Consider the following 16,607-nt stretch of genomic DNA (forward strand, 5'->3'; position numbering starts at 1 on the left):
CCCGCACCCGCACGGCTTTGCGCACCCACCCCTCTCCCTCCCGACCAAGGAGTCCTCATGCGCGAACGCCTCCCCCACGAAATCGTCGCCTCCGTACTCGCCGGACTCACGGCGTTCATCGGCGGCACCGCCCTTCATCTGCCGCCGTGGGCGATCTTCATCGGCTGGGCCGGGACCTTCCTGCTCGGCGGCCCGAACCTCGCCAACGCCAAGCGGCTCTGGCTCGCGATGCCCGCGGGCTCGACCTTCGCGCTGATCATCGTGCTGGTAGAGGAGCATGCGGCGACGGCGCTCGGCGAGGGCCAGTTCGCCCGCAACTGCATGCAGGCGCTGGTGATCCTCGTGATCAACAGCGCGCTGATGTACGCGGGCCGGATCAAGGCACTGTCCCTGATCCCCGGCATGTTCTTCGGTTTCGCGAGCTACTTCGCCACGTTCTTCGGGGGCTTCGGCTACGACGCGGGCAACCCGTGGGCCGCGTGGGTCTGCGTCGTCGCGATGAACGCCCTCGGCCCGGTCTTCGCCTATCTGTCGATGAGGCTGACGTTCCCGGTCCAGGAGACGGCGTCCGCGCCCGCGGTACGTCTCACCGACCCGTCGAGTCCTACGAGTTGAGCCCGTGCAGGCCGCTGACCCGCAGCGTGATGTTCAGCCGCCCCGTGAGGCCCAGCTCCAAAGGTGCCGTGCCCCCGTGGACGCGGGGCACACCGTGATAGGCGAGCCGCGAGGGCCCGCCGAAGACGACCAGGTCCCCGCTGCGCAGTTCGATGTCCGTGTACGGCTTCGTGCGCGTCTCGGTGTTGCCGAAGCGGAAGACGCACGAGTCGCCGAGGGACAGGGAGACGACCGGGGCGGGGGACTTCTCGTCGGCGTCCCGGTGCATGCCCATCCTGGCGTCGGCGTCGTAGAAGTTGATGAGGGCGATGTCGTACGCGTCCTCATCGCCCGCCGCCGCCAACTCCCGTTTCCCGTAAGCCGCTTCGACCGCCGCGCGGCCCAGCTCCGCGACCCACGGCGGCATCGGCTTCACGGGGGCGCCGTCGCCGTCCACCGCCGTACGCGCGTACCCATAGGGGAACCAGTGCCAGCCGAGCCCCACTTGACGGGCCGTCATCACGCCGCCGCCCGGTGTCCTGACCGTCCGCAGCCCGGCCGGGGGCCGCGCCCACTCGCGGCACGCGGCGATCAGCTTCCGCTGTTCGTCGAGGGGCAGCCAGTCCGGTACGTGCACGGCCCCGGGGGCGATCTCCGACCGCGCCCGGGGAAACAGCTCGTCGTTCGCGGTGCCGCTCATCGGCTCGGCGCGCGGTCCCGCTTCACCGCGCGCAGGACCACGAACTTCGGGTCGCTCGCGACGACTTGGGAGTTGCCGAAGAGCTTGCGCAGCTTCACGTGGTACCCGAGGTGGCGGTTGCCCACGACCCACAGCTCGCCGCCGGGGCGCAGTGCCGCCCGTGCGCCGCTGAACATCCGCCAGGCGGTGGCTCCGGTGGTCGCCTGATGGCTGTGGAAGGGCGGGTTGTTCAGGACGAGGTCGACGGTGCCCGCGGGGACGGACGACAGCGCGTCGCCCGCCACGAACTCGGCCTTGGTGTCCGGTCCGGCGTTCGCGCGGAAGGTGTCCTCGGCCGACGCGACGGCCTGGAAGGACTCGTCGATGAAGGTGACCGTGGCGTCGGGGTCGGCGACGGCGGCGGCCGTGCCGAGCACGCCGTTGCCGCAGCCCAGGTCCACGATGTGCGCGCCGCCCCGGCCCGTCGGCAGATGGCGCAGGAAGAACCGCGTACCGATGTCGAGGCGTTCGGCGCAGAACACACCGGCGTGGTTCACGACGGTGAGCCCCGAGCCCGCGCCCGCGTCACTGTCGAGGACGTAGCTGCGCGGCCAGGGGTCGGCGTCGGCCGCCCGCTCCTGATCCTGCGTGGCGAAGACCGGCGTACAGAAGACGAGCCGTGCCTTCTGCCGGGCGAGGGAGGTCCGCGTGGGGCCGATGATCCGCTCGAAGAGCTCCAGGGTGGAGGTGTGGATCTCGGTCACCATGCCCGTGCCGACGACGACCGTGCCGGGGTGCAGGGAAGGGGCGAGGCGGTGCAGCTGGTCCTCCAGGAGCGCGAGGCTCTTGGGCACCCGGACCAGGAGGACGTCGATCCGCTCCGGCGGGGTGTCCCTGGTCGTCGTCAGGCGCACCGCGTCCGGCGCGAGACCGGCGCGCGCCGCGTTGGCCCGCGTAGCCTCCCGCGCGAGGAAGGAGTCGGTGATCAGCGTGGGCGTGTGCCCGCGCCCGGCGAGAACGGTGGTCAGCGCGCCCCAGCGGTCGCCGACGACGGCGACGGTGCCAAAGAGGTCGACGGGCGCCGCCGCTTCGTCGGTCTCGCCCGCGAGGTGCCGCAGCAGATAGGCGTCGGCGGCGGACCAGGCCCGCAGCTGGTCGCGGGGGTCCTCGGGAAATCGTGTGAGGTCGTACGCGCCCCATGACGTGGTCAGCCGGTTCATCGTGCCCTCAGGCTAACGGAGTGGCACGGGGCCCCGCGTCCGGGTGATCGCCTCCGCCCCGACGACCGCGACACCGCCCGCCACCGCTCGAAACCGGTCGGGACGTGCGGAGCCGACGGGAATTTCACAGCTCCGGACAGCGGCTCCCATGGTGCGCGTACGGTCCGCGCTCCTTACCGTCTAGTGATGGAGCACGTTCCGGCGATCAAGGATCACGGAGCGTAACCCTGCCGGACCTCGGTCGGGTCGTCTCCGCGCATCCGACCCGGAGGAGCACGCATGCCGGAGCTGTTCATCGGCGGGAAGTGGACCGCCGCCGTGGACGGGCAGGTTCGGGAGATCCGCTGCCCCGCCGACAACACCCTCGTGGCGACCGTCGACGAGGCGGGGCCGAAGGACGCGGCCGCCGCGATCGCCGCCGCCCGCACCGCCTTCGACGACGGACCGTGGCCGCACACCCCGGCCGCCGAACGCGGCAGGCTGCTGCTGCGCGTCGCCGATCTGCTCGAACGCGACAAGGACGCGCTCGCCCGCGCCGAATCCCTGGACACCGGGAAACGGCTCGTGGAGAGCGAGTACGACATGGACGACATCGCGAACTGCTTCCGCTACTTCGGCAATCTGACGGCGGCGGGCGGCACCGACCGGATCGTCGACGCGGGCAGTCCGGACGTCGACAGCCGGGTGGTGCACGAGCCGGTCGGGGTCTGCTCGCTGATCACGCCGTGGAACTATCCGCTGCTGCAGACCGCCTGGAAGGTGGCCCCCGCGCTCGGCGCCGGCAACGCCTTCGTCCTCAAGCCGAGCGAGCTGACCCCGCACACCGCGATCATCCTGATGCGGCTGCTCACCGAGGCGGGGCTGCCGGACGGGACCGCCAATCTGATCCTGGGCGCGGGCCCGACCGCGGGAGCGCCGCTCAGCGAGGACCCGCGCGTCGACCTGGTGTCGTTCACCGGCGGGCTCGTCACCGGGCGCCGCATCATGGCCGCGGCGGCGCCCACGGTGAAGAAGGTCGCCCTGGAACTCGGCGGCAAGAACCCCAACATCGTCTTCGCCGACGCGGACTTCGAGGCGGCCGTCGACTACGCCCTGATGGCGATCTTCCTGCACTCCGGGCAGGTCTGCTCGGCCGGGGCGCGGCTGCTGGTCCAGGACGAACTGCACGACGCGTTCGTCGACGCGGTGGTCGAGCGCGCCCGGCGGATCCCGCTCGGCGGGCCCTTCGACGACAACGCCCGCACGGGCCCGCTGATCTCCGCCGCGCACCGCGACAAGGTCGAGGCCTATGTGGCGGCCGGGCTCGCCGAGGGCGCGGTGCTGCGCTGCGGCGGCGCCCGCCCCGACGACCCGGCGCTGGAGAACGGCTACTACTACCTGCCGACCGTCCTCGACGAGTGCGCGCCCGGCATGTCCGTGGTCACCGACGAGTCGTTCGGCCCGGTGCTCACCGTCGAGCGGTTCCGGGACGAGGACGAGGCGGTCGCGCTCGCCAACGACACCGTCTACGGCCTCGCGGGCGCCGTCTGGACCCAGGACACCGGCCGGGGCCACCGGGTGGCGTCGCGGATGCGCGCCGGAACGGTGTGGATCAACGACTTCCATCCGTACGTGCCGCAGGCGGAGTGGGGCGGCATGAAACAGTCCGGCTTCGGCCGTGAGCTGGGCCCGGCGGGACTCGCCGAGTACCAGGAGGCCAAACACATCTGGCGCAATCTCGCACCGACCCCGCAGAGGTGGTTCGAATGAGCACGGAGACCGGCCCGGACCCCGCCGTCCCGGAGAAGACCCAGGGCGAGCACGACGACGACGCGCTCGGCGAGCTCGGCTACCGCCCGGAACTCAAGCGGACACTGGGCAACTTCCACACCTTCGCGGCGGGGATCAGCTACATCTCGATCCTCACCGGCACCTTCCAGCTCTTCTACTTCGGCGTCAGCTTCGGCGGCCCCGCCTACTGGTGGTCGTGGCCGATGGTCTTCGTCGGCCAGCTGATGGTGGCCCTCTGCTTCTGCGAGCTGGCCGCCCGCTACCCGGTCGCGGGGTCCGTCTACAACTGGGCCAAGACCATGGGCGGTCCGCACGTGGGCTGGCTCGGCGGCTGGATGATGATGACGGCCACGATGGTGACACTGTCCGCGGTGGCGCTCGCCTACCAGATCACGCTGCCGCAGATCGACGACTGGTTCCAGTTCGTGGGCGACGGCACCGGCAAGAACGACGCGGCCGCCAACGCCGTACTCCTCGGCACCGTGCTCATCGTCTTCTCCACCCTGGTCAACGCCTTTGGCGTACAGCTGATGGCCCGGATCAACTCCGCGGGCGTCTTCATCGAGCTGATCGCCGCCGTCGCCCTGATCGTCTTCCTCGCGGCGCACATCACCCGCGGCCCCAGCACCGTCCTGACCGAGACGTACGGCCTGGGCAGCGGCCAGAACCTCGGGTACTTCGGCGCGTTCCTGACCGCGTCGCTGGCATCGGCGTACGTCATGTACGGCTTCGACACGGCGTCCTCGCTCGGCGAGGAGTCGCACGATCCGGGCCGCAACGCGCCCCGCGCGATCCTGCGCGCGCTCGTCGCGTCCTTCCTGATCGGCGGGCTCATCCTGCTCTTCGCCCTGATGGCGGTGCCGGATCTGGCGGCGAAGGAGCTGTCGACGGGCGGTCTTCAGTACGTCGTCCTGGAGACACTCGGTTCGACGATCGGCGAGATCTTCCTGTGGTGCGTGGTCGTCGCCATCACCGTCTGTGTGCTGGCCGTGCACTGCGCCGGCATCCGGCTGATGTTCGCGATGGCGCGGGACAACAACCTCCCCGCCGGTTCGGCGCTCGCCCGTGTCAGCCCACGGTTCCAGACGCCTGTCGTCCCCGCCGTGCTGATCGGTGTGGTCGGCGTCGTCATCCTCGTGATCAACATCAATCAGCCGCAGATCTTCTCGGTGATCACCAGCATCGCGATCATCATGATCTACGTGGCCTATCTGCTGGTCACCGTGCCGATGCTGATCAAGCGGCTGCGCGGTCAATGGAAGCCCGCCGAGGGCAAGTTCACGCTCGGCCGGTTCGGACTGCCCATCAACATCGTCGCCGTGCTGTGGGGCGCCGCCATGTCGCTCAACCTCGCCTGGCCGCGCGCCGAGGTGTACAACGCGACCGGCCCGCAGCACTGGTATCTGCGCTGGGGCGCCTTCCTCTTCATCGGCGTCGTCGCGCTCGGCGGCTTCGCCTACTACTGGTTCGTCCAGCGGCACAAGACGGGCGTCCTCGAGGAACACCGCGCCGAGACCGCCGCCCCCTGAGCCACCGCACCTGAATCACCGCACCTGAATCACCGCACCTGGAGACACCATGTCCGCAGAGACTCCCCTGTCCGAGTACGACTATGTGGTGGTCGGCGGCGGTACGGCAGGCGCCGTCGTCGCCGCGCGGCTGACCGAGGACCCGGACGTCAGCGTCTGTGTGCTGGAGGCCGGACCCTCCGACGTCGGCGACGACAACATCCTCCAGCTCACGCGGTGGATGGCGCTGTTGGAGTCCGGTTACGACTGGGACTATCCGGTGGAGCCGCAGGAGAACGGCAACAGCTTCATGCGGCACGCCCGTGCCAAGGTGCTCGGCGGCTGCTCCTCGCACAACTCCTGCATCGCCTTCTGGGCCCCGGCCGAGGACCTCGACGAATGGGGCGCCCTCGGCTGCACCGGCTGGAGCGCCGCGGACTGCTTCCCGCTGTACCAGCGCCTGGAGACGAATGACGCGCCGGGCGACCACCACGGCCGCTCGGGCCCCGTGAACATCATGAGCGTCCCGCCCGAAGACCCGTGCGGCTCCGCCCTGTTGGCCGCGTGCGCGGACGCGGGCATCCCCACCACCCCGTTCAACACGGGCAAGACGGTGGTGCGCGGCGCCCACTGGTTCCAGATCAACTCCCGTACGGACGGCACCCGTTCGTCCGCTTCCGTCTCGTATCTGCACCCGGTTCTCGGCAAACGGCCGAACCTTGAGGTCCGGACGGGACTACAGGCCAAGCGGCTGCTCTTCGACGAGAACCGGCGCTGCACGGGCGTCGAGTACCTGGAGCCCGACACCGTTCACAGCGGCAGCGTCGGGGCGCGCCGCGAGGTGATCGTGTCCTGCGGGGCCATCGACTCGCCGAAGCTCCTGATGCTCTCGGGTATCGGCCCGGCCGAGCAGCTGCGAGAGGTCGGCGTGGACGTCCGTGTCGACTCACCCGGCGTCGGCGCCCATCTCCAGGACCACCCCGAGGGCGTGATCATGTGGGAGGCGAAGCAGCCCATGGTCACCAAGTCCACGCAGTGGTGGGAGATCGGCATCTTCGCGGACACCGAGCCGGGCCTTGACCGGCCGGACCTGATGTTCCACTACGGCTCGGTGCCGTTCGACATGAACACCTACCGGCGCGGCTATCCGACCACGGACAACGCGTTCTGCCTCACCCCGAACGTCACCCGGGCCCGCTCCATGGGCACGGTGCGGCTGCGCAGCCGCGACTTCCGGGACAAGCCGAAGGTCGACCCGCGCTACTTCACGGACGAGCACGACATCCGGGTGATGGTGTACGGGCTCAGGCTCGCCCGCGAGATCGCCGCGCAGCCCCCGATGGCGGACTGGGCGGGCGCCGAACTCGCCCCCGGCCCCGACGCCACGACGGACGACGAGCTCTTCGCGTACATCCGCGAGACCCACAACACCGTGTACCACCCGGCGGGCACGGTGCGGATGGGCGCCGTGGACGACGCGGACTCGCCGCTGGACCCGGAGCTCCGCGTGAAGGGAGTCACGGGGCTGCGGGTCGCCGACGCCTCGGTCATGCCGTTCCTGCCCGCGGTCAATCCGTGCATCACCACGATGATGATCGGCGAGAAGTGCGCCGACATGATCAAGGAGGGCTGACTCCTCACACACGGCGTTGCCCGGTCCGCCTCTTCACGGCCGCCCGATCATGATGGGATGGGCGCGCACTCCGAGGCGCCCGCGATCGGCCGGGACCGCTGACACGGGGGTGCCGAAAGGTACTTGAGGGAGAGTCAGAAATGTTTGGTGGCAACATCGCGGTCATCGGCGGCAGCATCGCGGGCTGCGCGACGGCCCTGGCGGCGTTACGCGGTGGCGCCGAGAAGGTCACCATCCTGGAGCGGGCGGCGGGACGGCTCCAGGAACGCGGGGTGGGCGTGACCCTGCATCGCGACCGCTACACCGAGTTGGAGGCCTCCGGGTATGTGGACGCCGCGATGCCGTGGAGCCCGCTCGACCAACGCGTGTGGACGGTGCGGGACTCAGACGCGGAGCTCGGCCGGGCCATCGCCGTGCAGGACTTCACCTTTCGCTCGTACTCCTGGGGTTCGCTCTGGAGCGAGCTGCGCCGCCGAGTGCCCGCCGAGGTCGAGTACCGCTCCGGCGTCGGTGTCGCGGCCGTGGAGGAGGACGCCGACGGCGTGACGCTCGGCTTCGCCTCCGGCGGACGGGAGCGCTTCGACATGGTCATCGGCGCCGACGGCTACCGCTCCGTCGTCAGGGACACCATGTTCCCCGGCCTGCAGCCCACGTACGCGGGGTACATCGGGTGGCGCGGCGCCTCGCCGGGTGCGCCCGAGTGCGGATCCTCGGACCTCGCGTGGACGGATCTGCGTACGGTGGTCTTCCCCGGCGGTCACTGCGTGATCTACCGGATACCGGACGGCGCTGGCGGCATACGGGTCAACTGGGTGCTCTACACCACCCCGCCCGAGCACTTGGCGCTCCCGCTGGATCTGCGGACCCCCACCTCGCTGCCGCCGGGCGGCCTCAGCGCCGAACTCGACGCGTTCGCACGGGATCTGGTGCGTAAGCACTTCCCGCCCTACTGGGCCGAGTGCGTGCTGCGCACCCCGCGCGAGGAGTCGTTCATCCAGCCCATCTACGACCTGGAGGTGCCGCACTACGCCCGTGGCCGGCTCGCTCTCGTCGGGGACGCCGCCACGGTCGCCCGGCCGCACACCGGCGGCGGGGCGGTCAAGGCACTGCAGGACGCGCTGGTCCTGGAGGACGCCTGGCGGGCACACGACGACTGGGCGGCGGCTTCCGCCGCGTACGACACCGGCCGGACCGCCGTGGGCGCCTCGATGGTCGACCTGGGCCGTAGGTTCGGCCAGGTCCAGGTCGTCGACACCCCGGACTGGGAGGCCATGCGCACCCCGGACTTCCAGGCCTGGTGGACGGAGCAGAACGGCGGCTCGGAGCGCACCAGCGGCTACGGCGGCCACGCGCTCAAGAAGGGCGGCTGATCCCGTACGTCCCGGCTGACCTCGTACGGCGTGGCTGACGCGGTCACGCCGTGGACGCCAAGGCGAGCGTCCGGTGGAGGGCGGCCGGATCGGCGCGGACCTCGTCCCCGTCGAACCGGGCCGCGACCACACCCGAGGTGAGGACCGTGACCGTGTCCGCGCAGGCCCGGGCGAGCGCCGCGCTCGGCGACATGAGCAGCGCGGCGACCCCCTCGCCCGCGAGCGCGCGGATCAACTCCTGGATCTGCTCGACGATCACGGGCGCGAGACCCTCCGTCGGCTCATCGAGCAGCAGCACCTCGGGGGTTCCGAGCAGCGCTCGGGCCAGGGCCAGCATCTGCTGCTCGCCACCGGAGAGTTCCGAGCCCCGGTTGGTCCTCCGTTCGGCAAGCCGGGGCAGCAGATCGAGCACCCTTTCCGGCGTCCACGCCGTGCCCCGGCGCGCTGCCTTCGCGGGCGGCCGGTGGGCGAGGCGCAGGTGCTCGGCGACGGTGAGCCCCGCGAAGACCCGGCGGCCCTGCGGGACAAGGCCGACGCCCGCCCGCGCCACATGGTGCGCCCTGCGGCCCGTCAGGTCGACGGAGTTCAGCCGGACCGTCCCCGAAGTGGGACGCAGCAGTCCCGCGACGGTGTGCACCAGGGTGCTCTTGCCCGCTCCGTTGTGCCCCACGACGGCGTGCACGGTGCCGGCCGGTACTTCCAGGTCGACGCCGTGCAGCACGGTCCCGCCGTGGTAGCCCGCGGTCAGCCCGCTGATGTGGAGCATGGGTCGGTTCCCTTTCCCAGGTAGTCGGTTCCCTTTCCCAGGTAGGCCTCGCGCACGTCCGGGTGGCCCAGGGCCACGTCGGTGGGCGCGGTGAGCAGGGCCTTGCCGTCCTTGAGCACGGTGACGGTGTCGGCAAGGCGCGCGACCACCCCGGTGTGGTGTTCGACGAGGAGCATCGCGACCTCCCCGGAGAGCTGTCCGAGTACGTCGAGCAGCCGCCCGATGTCCTGGTCGGTGAGTCCGGCGGCGGGCTCGTCCAGGAGCAGCAGGCGGGGGCGGCAGACCAGCGCCGCCGCCAGGTCGAGCAGTCTGCGCCGGCCGTGCGACAGATCGGCGGCCGGGTGGTGCGCCACGTCGCCGAGGCCCACGGCCGCGAGCTGCTCACGCGCCACCGGGACGCGCTCGCGGCGGGGGTGGTGGCGCCAGGCGGCGAGGACGATGTTGTCGAGCACCGTCAACTCGCCGATGGCGGAGGGCTGTTGGAAACTGCGCGCGATCCCATACCGCGCCCGGCGCGCGGTGGCGGTACGGGTGAGGTCGCGCCCGCCGAGCACGATCGTGCCGTGATCGGGGCGTTCCGTGCCCGCGATCAGGTTGAGCAGGGTGGTCTTGCCCGCGCCGTTGGGGCCGATGACGGCGTGCCGGGCCCCGGCGGGCAGCCGCAGGCCGACACCGCCCAGGGCCGTCAGGCTGCCGTACCGCCGGGTGAGACCGTCCAGGACGAGCACCGGGGGCGAGGGGTCGCGGTCGGTCATGAGACGGCCTCCCGTGTCTCCTTGGTCTCATCGGTCTCATCGGTCTCATCGGTCTCATCGGTCTCCGGGGCCGGGGCCGTCCGTGCCCGCACCCCCGGCACCCGCATTCCGGCGAGGCCACGCGGAAGCAGATAGACGGACAGGACGAAGAGCACGCCGAGGAGCAGCGGACCGTGTCCTGGCCAGGCGCCGGCCAGCCAGTCGCGGGTGCCCACGATCAGTGCGACGCCGAGCAGGGTGCCCACGACGGAGGTGGTTCCGCCGATCACGGCGGCGAGCATCGCCAGGGCGGCGATCTCGAAGCCGACGTCCGCGGGCGAGACGTAGCTCTGGGCGACCACGAGCAGGGATCCGCCGATGCCCGCGAGGGCGCCGCCACCGACGTAGGCGAGCAGCAGATAGCGGGACACCGGGTGGCCGCTCGCGCGCATCCGTGGCTCGGCGATGCGGGTGCCCGTCAGCAACTGCCCTGCCCTGCACCGCAGTACGAGCACCGTGGCGACGAGGACGACGGCGGCCGCGGCGAGGACGTACTGGTACGTGCCGACCTCGTCGCCCAGTGCCTCGGCGCCCCACAGCGGTCGTGTCGCGGGGAAGCCGAAGAAGCCGTCGGTGCCGCCGGTGACGGACGTCATCTGGGCGACGGCGGTACTCGTCAGCTCACCGACCGCGAGAGTGATCATCAGGACGGTGGTGCCCCGTGCCCGGATCACCGCGGGGCCCGTGACGAGCGCGAACAGGGCCGCGGCGGCACCGGCCAGGGCGAGTTGTACCGGGCCGACGGTGGTCAGGCCCTTGTCGGCCGCGATCGCGGTGACATACGCGCCGACGGCGAAGGGTGCCGTCTGGCCGAGCACCGGAAGACCCGCGTACCCCGTCAGGACGGTGGAGCTGACGGCGACCAGGCCGAGCGCCAGGGCGTAGCTCGACAAGGAGAGCGTGTGGACGTCCACGATCCAGGGCGCGGCCGCGAGCAGGGCGAGCAGCAGCGCCAAGGGGGCGAGGCTGCGCACGGGTGCGGGGGTACGGTCGACAATCCGTGGGAGGGCCACCGCGAGCCGAACCCTGGTCGCCCCGGTCGCCCCGGTCGCCCCGGTCGCCTTGGTCGCTGTCGACGGCGTCGTCCGGCGTGCGGACGACGGCTCGTCGTGCGTCGGCTCCGGTGTGGGAGCCGCGCGCCGCGGACGCAGGATCAGCGCGCCCGCCATCGCGGCCATGAGGAGGTAGGGCGCCAGGTCCGGGGCGAGCGAGACCCCCAGGGTCTGCACCTCGCCGACCGCGACCGCCGCGAGGAACGTGCCCCACAGGGACCGCAGGCCGCCGAGGACGACGACCACCAGCGAGAGCATCAGCACGTTCTGGGCGGTACCGGGACCCGGCCCGATGATCGGCGCCCCGAGCACGCCGGCCGCGCCCGCGAGGGCGCCGGCCGCCATGAGCACACCGGCGTGCACGAGCCGGGGGCTGATGCCGATCGCCGCGAGCATCTGCGGGTCGTCGGCGGCGGCGCGCACCGCCGCGCCCGCGCGGGTACGGGTGAGCACCCAGGTGCCGAAGGCGGCGAGCAGCACGGCCATCACGATGAACACCAGGCGGTAGGCCGGGTACCGGTGTCCGAACAGGCGCACCGAGGTGTCCAGCGCCTCGGGTACCCGTACCGGCATTTCGTCGGAGCCGAAGACCTGGGTGAGCAGGTCGCCGCCGATCAGGGCGAGCCCGAACGTCAGCAGCGCCTGGGCGAGATGGCCGCGCCGGGCGAGCGGTTCGGCGGCGACGGAGAGCAGCGCGCCCGCCGCGCCCGCCGCCGCCGTGCCCGCGAGCAGGCCGAGCAGCAGCCCGCCCCAGGTGCCGTCGCTCAGTTCGGCACCCGTGCTGGCGCCGACCGCGTACAGCGTGCCGTGCGCGAGGTTCAGCACTCCCGCGGTGCCGAAGGCCAGGCTCAGCCCCGCGGACACCACGAACAGCAGCAGACCGTAGGCGACGCCGTCGACCGCGGGGACCAGCGACCCGTCGAGGAAGCCCATCAGCTGCCGAGCGTCGCCAGGTCCTGGACGACGACGTTCGCCAACTGCTTGCCGTCGCGCTTCACTTGGCGCAGATACCACTTCTGCACCGGCGAGTGGGTGGTCTTGCTGAACTCCCAGGGGCCACGCGGGCTGTCGATCTGCCCGAGGTCGTCGATGGCCTCGTTGATGGTCTCGGAGTTGATCTCCTTGCCGTCCTTGTCGAGGTCGGCCACGGCCTTGTCGAGCACGGCGGCGGCGTCGTACCCGGACATCGCGTACGTGGTGGGCGGCAAGTCGTGCTTGGCGGTCCACTTGGCGGCGAACGAACGGTTGCTCGCGTTGTCGAGGTCGGCCGCGTAGTTGAGCACGGAGTAGATGTCCTTGGCCGCCGCGCCCTCGGCGGGCAGGGTGCCGCCCTCGGTGAGGAAGCCGGGCGAGTACAGCGGCAGGTCCGCCACGTCGGACTGCTTGTACTGCTTCACGAAGTCGATGGCGGCCTTGCCCGCGTAGAAGCAGTAGACCGCCTTGGCGTCGGTCTTGGCGATGTCGTTGAAGTACGGGGTGAAGTTGGTGGTCTTGGGGAACGGCGTCCACTTGGTCTTGCCGTCCGGGTTGGCGAGCTTGCCCTTGGCCTTGGCGAAGGCCTCGGTGAAACCGCGCATCTCGTCGTGGCCGCCCTGGTAGTCGGGGCCTATCGCGTAGACGGGGCCGTCCACCTCGTCCTTGATGTGCTGGGCGATGGCCGCGCCCGGCTCCTCGGAGAGGAAGCTGGTGCTCCAGATCCACTTCACGTCGGTCTTCGTGGGGCGCCCGCCGGTGGCGAGCAGGGGCACCTTGTTCTTGGTGACCAGCGGCTGTACGGCGGCGAAGGAGCCACCGCCGACGATGCCGACCATCGCGTCGACGCCGTCCTTCTTGATGAGCTTGTTGGCGGCGGGCACCGCGGTGGGTGCCCCCTCGCCCTCGTCGCCCATGGCCAGTTCCACCTTCTGGCCGCCGAGCTTGTCGCCGTGGGTGTCCAGGTAGAGCTGGAATCCGTCGCGCATGTCCTTGCCGACCGACTCGTACGTGCCCGAGAGCGACACCAGCACACCGACCTTGAGGGTGTCGTCGCCACCACCGCCGGAGGCCGCGCTGCCGCTGCAGCCCGCGACCGTGGTGAGCGCGAGGGCCAGCAGCGCGGCGCCGGCCGTACGCGTTCGGGGGCGGCCGGGGCGAGCGACTCTGGGGGTGTGGTTCATGACGAGGGCTCCAAGGGGGTGCTGACAGCGCGGATCTGCGGGGACAGGGCGTCGCCGACCTGGTCGATCAGCTCTGCCATGGAGTAGCTGACCTCGCCGATGTCGGCCTCCCGGGTGGTGACGACGACGAGTGAGGCGCCGCTGGAGACCGCCATCGCGAAGAGGTAGCCGCCGTCCATCGCGGTGAGGCTGTGCTCCACGGGGTCGCTCCGCAGCAACTGCGCCGCGCCGGACATCAGATTGACGAGGCCCGAGGAGATCGCGGCGAGACGGTCGGCGTCGTCCTGGTCGAGGCCCGTGAAGGCGAGCGCGAGTCCGTCGACGGAGACCGCGAGAGCATGCGTGACTTCGGGGACGCGGCGGGCGAAGTCGTCTAGCAGCCAGCCCAGGGATCCGGCTGGGGCGGGTTGGGTCATCGCGTGCTCCGTTGGTTGTCGTCGTCGGGGGAACCAGGGGTTTGCGCGGTTGCGGCGCTGCCGTCGCCGGCTTGGCGGTCGGGGGAACCGCGCCGTGTGCTGCGGCTGATGCCTTTGGCGTAGGCGGAGTAGACGTCGGAGACCTGGCGGGAGTCCGGACGGCGCTGCGGCTTGCGGGAACGCTGTGCCGGGACGTCCTTCGCGGGGGCCGGGGTCACCGCGTCGGGCGTCGGGCCGCCGCCGGCGGCGGCCCGCTTGCGGATCGGCAGGCCGGAGGCGCTGACCCCGGCGATCCTGCTCTTGACGGGGTCGGCGGCGCCCGGGGCGCGCTCGGCCGTGCTCGGCTCGGCCATGCCCGGCCCGTCCGTGCTCGGCTCGTCGTGCGAGCGGGCCCGCTCGGGCTCCGGGCCCGCCCCGCTCTCCTGCGGCCCGGTGTGGTCCCGCGTGGCTGCCGGACCCCTGGTGCCGAGGGGCGGCGGCACGGGCGCCGCGGTCTCCGTGCCGGGTTCGGCGAGTACCCCCTTGGGGAGAACCACCTCGACGATCGTCCCCGGCCCTGAGGACTCGCGGAGCTCGACCTGGATGCCGTGCCGGGCCGCGAGACGGCCCACGACCTGGAGACCCATGGTGTGTACGGCGGCGATGTCGCTCTGCGGGGATGCGAGTTCGGCGTTGAGCTGCGCGCGGCGCTCGTCCGGCATGCCGATGCCCTCGTCGACGATCTGCAGGACCGCCCGGTCCCACAGGCTCCAGGCGGCCACACCGACCTGGGTGTCGGGCGGTGAGAACCGCGTGGCGTTGTCGAGGAGTTCGGCGAGCATGTGCGCGATGTCGTCGACGACGCGTGCGGCGATGGTGATCGTGGGCTCGACGTGGCCGGGGCTCACCCGGCCGTAGTGCTCGATCTGCTGGGCCGCGGCGTAGATCACGGAGGTGCAGGGCGCGTCGGCGGCACGGACCTTTCCGCCACCGGAACCGCCCAGGACGAGAAGGTTGTTGGCGTTGTGCTCCATCCGGATGGCCAGATGGTCGAGCGCGAACAGCGTCTCCATTCGCTTGGGGTCCAACTCGTCGCGCTGCACCTTGTTCAGCTGGGCGGTCAGCCCGGCGTTCAGGCGTGCGCCGCGGCGAGCCACGGTCACCAGGGTCTCCGCGAACCGGTCGCGGGAGCGGGCCTGCTCGCCCGCGAGGCGGACTGCCGCGTAGTACACGGAGTTGAACGCCTGGCCCACCTCTCCCATCTCGTCGTCGGCGAGGTTCACCAGCGGCGTGCCCGCCCGCAGGGCGATCTCGTCGGGAGCGGCACGTCCCGCCGAGCCGGGCTCGGAGAGCTTGCGCACCTCCTCGGGCAGGCGCTTGTGCGCGACCTCGTGCGCGGCATCACGAAGATCCCGGAGCCTGCGGACGAGGTCGCGGCCGAGCCGCACGGCGATGAGCAGGACACCCACCAGCATGAGGACGACCAGGGCCAGTTCGGACACCGCCCACCAGATGAGGCGGGTGCGGTCGTCGGTGACGGAGCCGAGCACGTCGTCGTCCGCCCGGACGACCACCGACTGCAGCAGCTGCTGCCGGTCGGCCATGGCGTCGGTCCAGTCGGCGCGGCCGACGGTCAGCTTCTGTCCGGCGGTGCTGCGGGCGGCTTCGGCGGCGAGTTTCTCGGCTGCCGTCGCCCGGGGCCCGGACAGGGTGCGCTCCATCCAGGTGCGCCACTGTGCGGGCCCGAGCGTGGTGATGGTCTGGTACGCGTCCGTGTAGCCGAGCCGGGTCGCCTCGAAGGTCTGGAGCGAGGCGGGCGTGAAACCGCCCTCGGACAGCGCCCGTACGACGGCGACCTCCTGCTGGGCGACGTGCTCGGTCGCTTCCGACAGGGCGGCGGCGGCCCGGATGTGGTCGGCCACCTCGGGGTTCACCCCGTCGGCCTGCGCGATGCTGTCGCGGAAGGAGATGAGGTCGGCGATGGCGATGCGGTAGCCGAAGGCCACGGAGGACAAGGAGCCGGTCCCGGAGCGTACTTGGGCACGCAGGGACGCGAGTCTGTCCAGGGACTTGTCGATCCTGGCCAGGGTCGCGTTCGTGGCGGACGGCATGGAGGAGAGCTCCGCACGGCTCTTGCGATAGCGGGCGACACTGTCGTCGGTCGCCCGCGTGCGCTCACCGAAACGCTCACCGGGTTTCTGCGCGGAGGTGAGCTGCACCGAGCCTTCCGCGCGTTCGCGCTGAAGTCGGTACGTCAGATCACTGGCTGCTTGGGCGACTTCGATCGCCGTCTTGAGGCGACCGGCCTGTAAGGCCTGACCGGTCGATGGGGCGAGGGCCCGCCCGGCGAAGGCGACAGCTACGGCGAGCGGCACCGCTACCAGCAGGATCAGTCGACGCGAGATCCTGGCGGTGCGGACGCCGCCGATGAGCCCCTTGCTTGGTCGGAGCAGGGGTAATGACATCAGAGCGACACCTGAACTGCAGTTGGAAGTCCGGAGGTTGCGACACCCAGAGGACCAACTCACCTGTGGTGGTGGCGAGTTGGCTGATTCCCCCGTGCAGCGCGTGTCGATGCTAGGAGGGGAAGGCCCCCTTGTGCGAGAAAACGCCTGATCAGGACCGTGATTCAGATCACATTGTGATCATATTTGATCAACATTTTCTCGG

The 16,607-nt window shown here is 71.2% G+C and carries 13 protein-coding genes; 5 read left to right on the forward strand and 8 right to left on the reverse strand.

Annotation, left to right across the window (positions count from 1 at the left end):
* Positions 1-57 precede the first annotated feature (57 nt).
* Positions 58-615, forward strand: coding sequence for a DUF1097 domain-containing protein (locus ACIBKX_RS18015; protein WP_363274128.1), 558 nt, complete (start codon positions 58-60; stop codon positions 613-615).
* Here ACIBKX_RS18015 and ACIBKX_RS18020 read toward each other — a convergent pair.
* Together ACIBKX_RS18020 and ACIBKX_RS18025 are read right to left on the reverse strand one after the other, a co-directional pair.
* A complete protein-coding gene (locus ACIBKX_RS18020) occupies positions 605-1,294 on the reverse strand; it encodes an alpha-ketoglutarate-dependent dioxygenase AlkB (protein ID WP_363274129.1) in 690 nt (229 codons plus the stop codon). The two genes, ACIBKX_RS18015 and ACIBKX_RS18020, sit on opposite strands and share 11 nt — an antisense overlap.
* Positions 1,291-2,493 (reverse strand): methyltransferase, encoded by a 1,203-nt coding sequence (locus ACIBKX_RS18025; protein WP_363274130.1) that lies wholly within the window; start codon positions 2,491-2,493, stop codon positions 1,291-1,293. The genes ACIBKX_RS18020 and ACIBKX_RS18025 overlap by 4 nt, the downstream gene beginning before the upstream one ends.
* Positions 2,494-2,772: 279 nt before the next feature.
* Between ACIBKX_RS18025 and ACIBKX_RS18030 the strand changes: the two genes are divergently transcribed.
* From ACIBKX_RS18030 to ACIBKX_RS18045, 4 genes are all read left to right on the forward strand, one after another.
* Positions 2,773-4,242, forward strand: a complete 1,470-nt coding sequence (locus ACIBKX_RS18030) for an aldehyde dehydrogenase family protein (RefSeq protein ID WP_363274131.1) — start codon at positions 2,773-2,775, stop codon at positions 4,240-4,242.
* Positions 4,239-5,792 carry an APC family permease gene (locus ACIBKX_RS18035; RefSeq protein ID WP_363274133.1) on the forward strand — a complete coding sequence of 518 codons (1,554 nt, stop codon included), beginning with the start codon at positions 4,239-4,241 and terminating at the stop codon, positions 5,790-5,792. The genes ACIBKX_RS18030 and ACIBKX_RS18035 overlap by 4 nt, the downstream gene beginning before the upstream one ends.
* 49 nt (positions 5,793-5,841) lie before the next feature.
* Positions 5,842-7,404, forward strand: a complete 1,563-nt coding sequence (locus ACIBKX_RS18040; RefSeq protein WP_363274134.1) for a GMC family oxidoreductase N-terminal domain-containing protein — start codon at positions 5,842-5,844, stop codon at positions 7,402-7,404.
* Between the two features lie 140 nt (positions 7,405-7,544).
* Positions 7,545-8,774 carry a monooxygenase gene (locus ACIBKX_RS18045; RefSeq protein ID WP_363274136.1) on the forward strand — a complete coding sequence of 410 codons (1,230 nt, stop codon included), beginning with the start codon at positions 7,545-7,547 and terminating at the stop codon, positions 8,772-8,774.
* A gap of 43 nt (positions 8,775-8,817) precedes the next feature.
* Here the strand turns inward: ACIBKX_RS18045 and ACIBKX_RS18050 are convergent, their stop codons facing one another.
* From ACIBKX_RS18050 to ACIBKX_RS18075, 6 genes are read right to left on the reverse strand one after another with little or no spacing between them, the layout of a single operon-like run.
* Positions 8,818-9,540: an ABC transporter ATP-binding protein gene (locus ACIBKX_RS18050; RefSeq protein WP_363274137.1), complete on the reverse strand. Its 723-nt coding sequence runs from the start codon at positions 9,538-9,540 to the stop codon at positions 8,818-8,820.
* Positions 9,519-10,295 (reverse strand): ATP-binding cassette domain-containing protein, encoded by a 777-nt coding sequence (locus tag ACIBKX_RS18055; protein WP_363274138.1) that lies wholly within the window; start codon positions 10,293-10,295, stop codon positions 9,519-9,521. Before ACIBKX_RS18055 ends, ACIBKX_RS18050 begins: the two co-directional genes overlap by 22 nt.
* Entirely contained in the window at positions 10,292-12,319 is a 2,028-nt protein-coding gene (locus ACIBKX_RS18060) for an ABC transporter permease (RefSeq protein WP_363274139.1), read from the reverse strand. The genes ACIBKX_RS18055 and ACIBKX_RS18060 overlap by 4 nt, the downstream gene beginning before the upstream one ends.
* On the reverse strand, positions 12,319-13,542 hold the full coding sequence (locus ACIBKX_RS18065; protein WP_363274140.1) for an ABC transporter substrate-binding protein: 1,224 nt from the start codon (positions 13,540-13,542) through the stop codon (positions 12,319-12,321). Before ACIBKX_RS18065 ends, ACIBKX_RS18060 begins: the two co-directional genes overlap by 1 nt.
* Positions 13,539-13,958, reverse strand: a complete 420-nt coding sequence (locus ACIBKX_RS18070) for a roadblock/LC7 domain-containing protein (RefSeq protein WP_363274141.1) — start codon at positions 13,956-13,958, stop codon at positions 13,539-13,541. Before ACIBKX_RS18070 ends, ACIBKX_RS18065 begins: the two co-directional genes overlap by 4 nt.
* Positions 13,955-16,402, reverse strand: a complete 2,448-nt coding sequence (locus ACIBKX_RS18075; RefSeq protein ID WP_363274143.1) for a nitrate- and nitrite sensing domain-containing protein — start codon at positions 16,400-16,402, stop codon at positions 13,955-13,957. Before ACIBKX_RS18075 ends, ACIBKX_RS18070 begins: the two co-directional genes overlap by 4 nt.
* Positions 16,403-16,607: the final 205 nt, after the last annotated feature.

This window comes from Streptomyces sp. NPDC050658 (genome assembly GCF_044457025.1).
Classification (GTDB): Bacteria; Actinomycetota; Actinomycetes; order Streptomycetales; family Streptomycetaceae; genus Streptomyces.

Bases quoted from the DNA above. Each gene is read 5' to 3' on its own strand.
- ACIBKX_RS18015 (WP_363274128.1), top strand. From the start codon at position 58: ATGCGCGAACGCCTCCCCCACGAAATCGTCGCCTCCGTACTCGCCGGA.
- ACIBKX_RS18020 (WP_363274129.1), bottom strand. From the start codon at position 1,294: ATGAGCGGCACCGCGAACGACGAGCTGTTTCCCCGGGCGCGGTCGGAG.
- ACIBKX_RS18025 (WP_363274130.1), bottom strand. From the start codon at position 2,493: ATGAACCGGCTGACCACGTCATGGGGCGCGTACGACCTCACACGATTT.
- ACIBKX_RS18030 (WP_363274131.1), top strand. From the start codon at position 2,773: ATGCCGGAGCTGTTCATCGGCGGGAAGTGGACCGCCGCCGTGGACGGG.
- ACIBKX_RS18035 (WP_363274133.1), top strand. From the start codon at position 4,239: ATGAGCACGGAGACCGGCCCGGACCCCGCCGTCCCGGAGAAGACCCAG.
- ACIBKX_RS18040 (WP_363274134.1), top strand. From the start codon at position 5,842: ATGTCCGCAGAGACTCCCCTGTCCGAGTACGACTATGTGGTGGTCGGC.
- ACIBKX_RS18045 (WP_363274136.1), top strand. From the start codon at position 7,545: ATGTTTGGTGGCAACATCGCGGTCATCGGCGGCAGCATCGCGGGCTGC.
- ACIBKX_RS18050 (WP_363274137.1), bottom strand. From the start codon at position 9,540: ATGCTCCACATCAGCGGGCTGACCGCGGGCTACCACGGCGGGACCGTG.
- ACIBKX_RS18055 (WP_363274138.1), bottom strand. From the start codon at position 10,295: ATGACCGACCGCGACCCCTCGCCCCCGGTGCTCGTCCTGGACGGTCTC.
- ACIBKX_RS18060 (WP_363274139.1), bottom strand. From the start codon at position 12,319: ATGGGCTTCCTCGACGGGTCGCTGGTCCCCGCGGTCGACGGCGTCGCC.
- ACIBKX_RS18065 (WP_363274140.1), bottom strand. From the start codon at position 13,542: ATGAACCACACCCCCAGAGTCGCTCGCCCCGGCCGCCCCCGAACGCGT.
- ACIBKX_RS18070 (WP_363274141.1), bottom strand. From the start codon at position 13,958: ATGACCCAACCCGCCCCAGCCGGATCCCTGGGCTGGCTGCTAGACGAC.
- ACIBKX_RS18075 (WP_363274143.1), bottom strand. From the start codon at position 16,402: ATGTCATTACCCCTGCTCCGACCAAGCAAGGGGCTCATCGGCGGCGTC.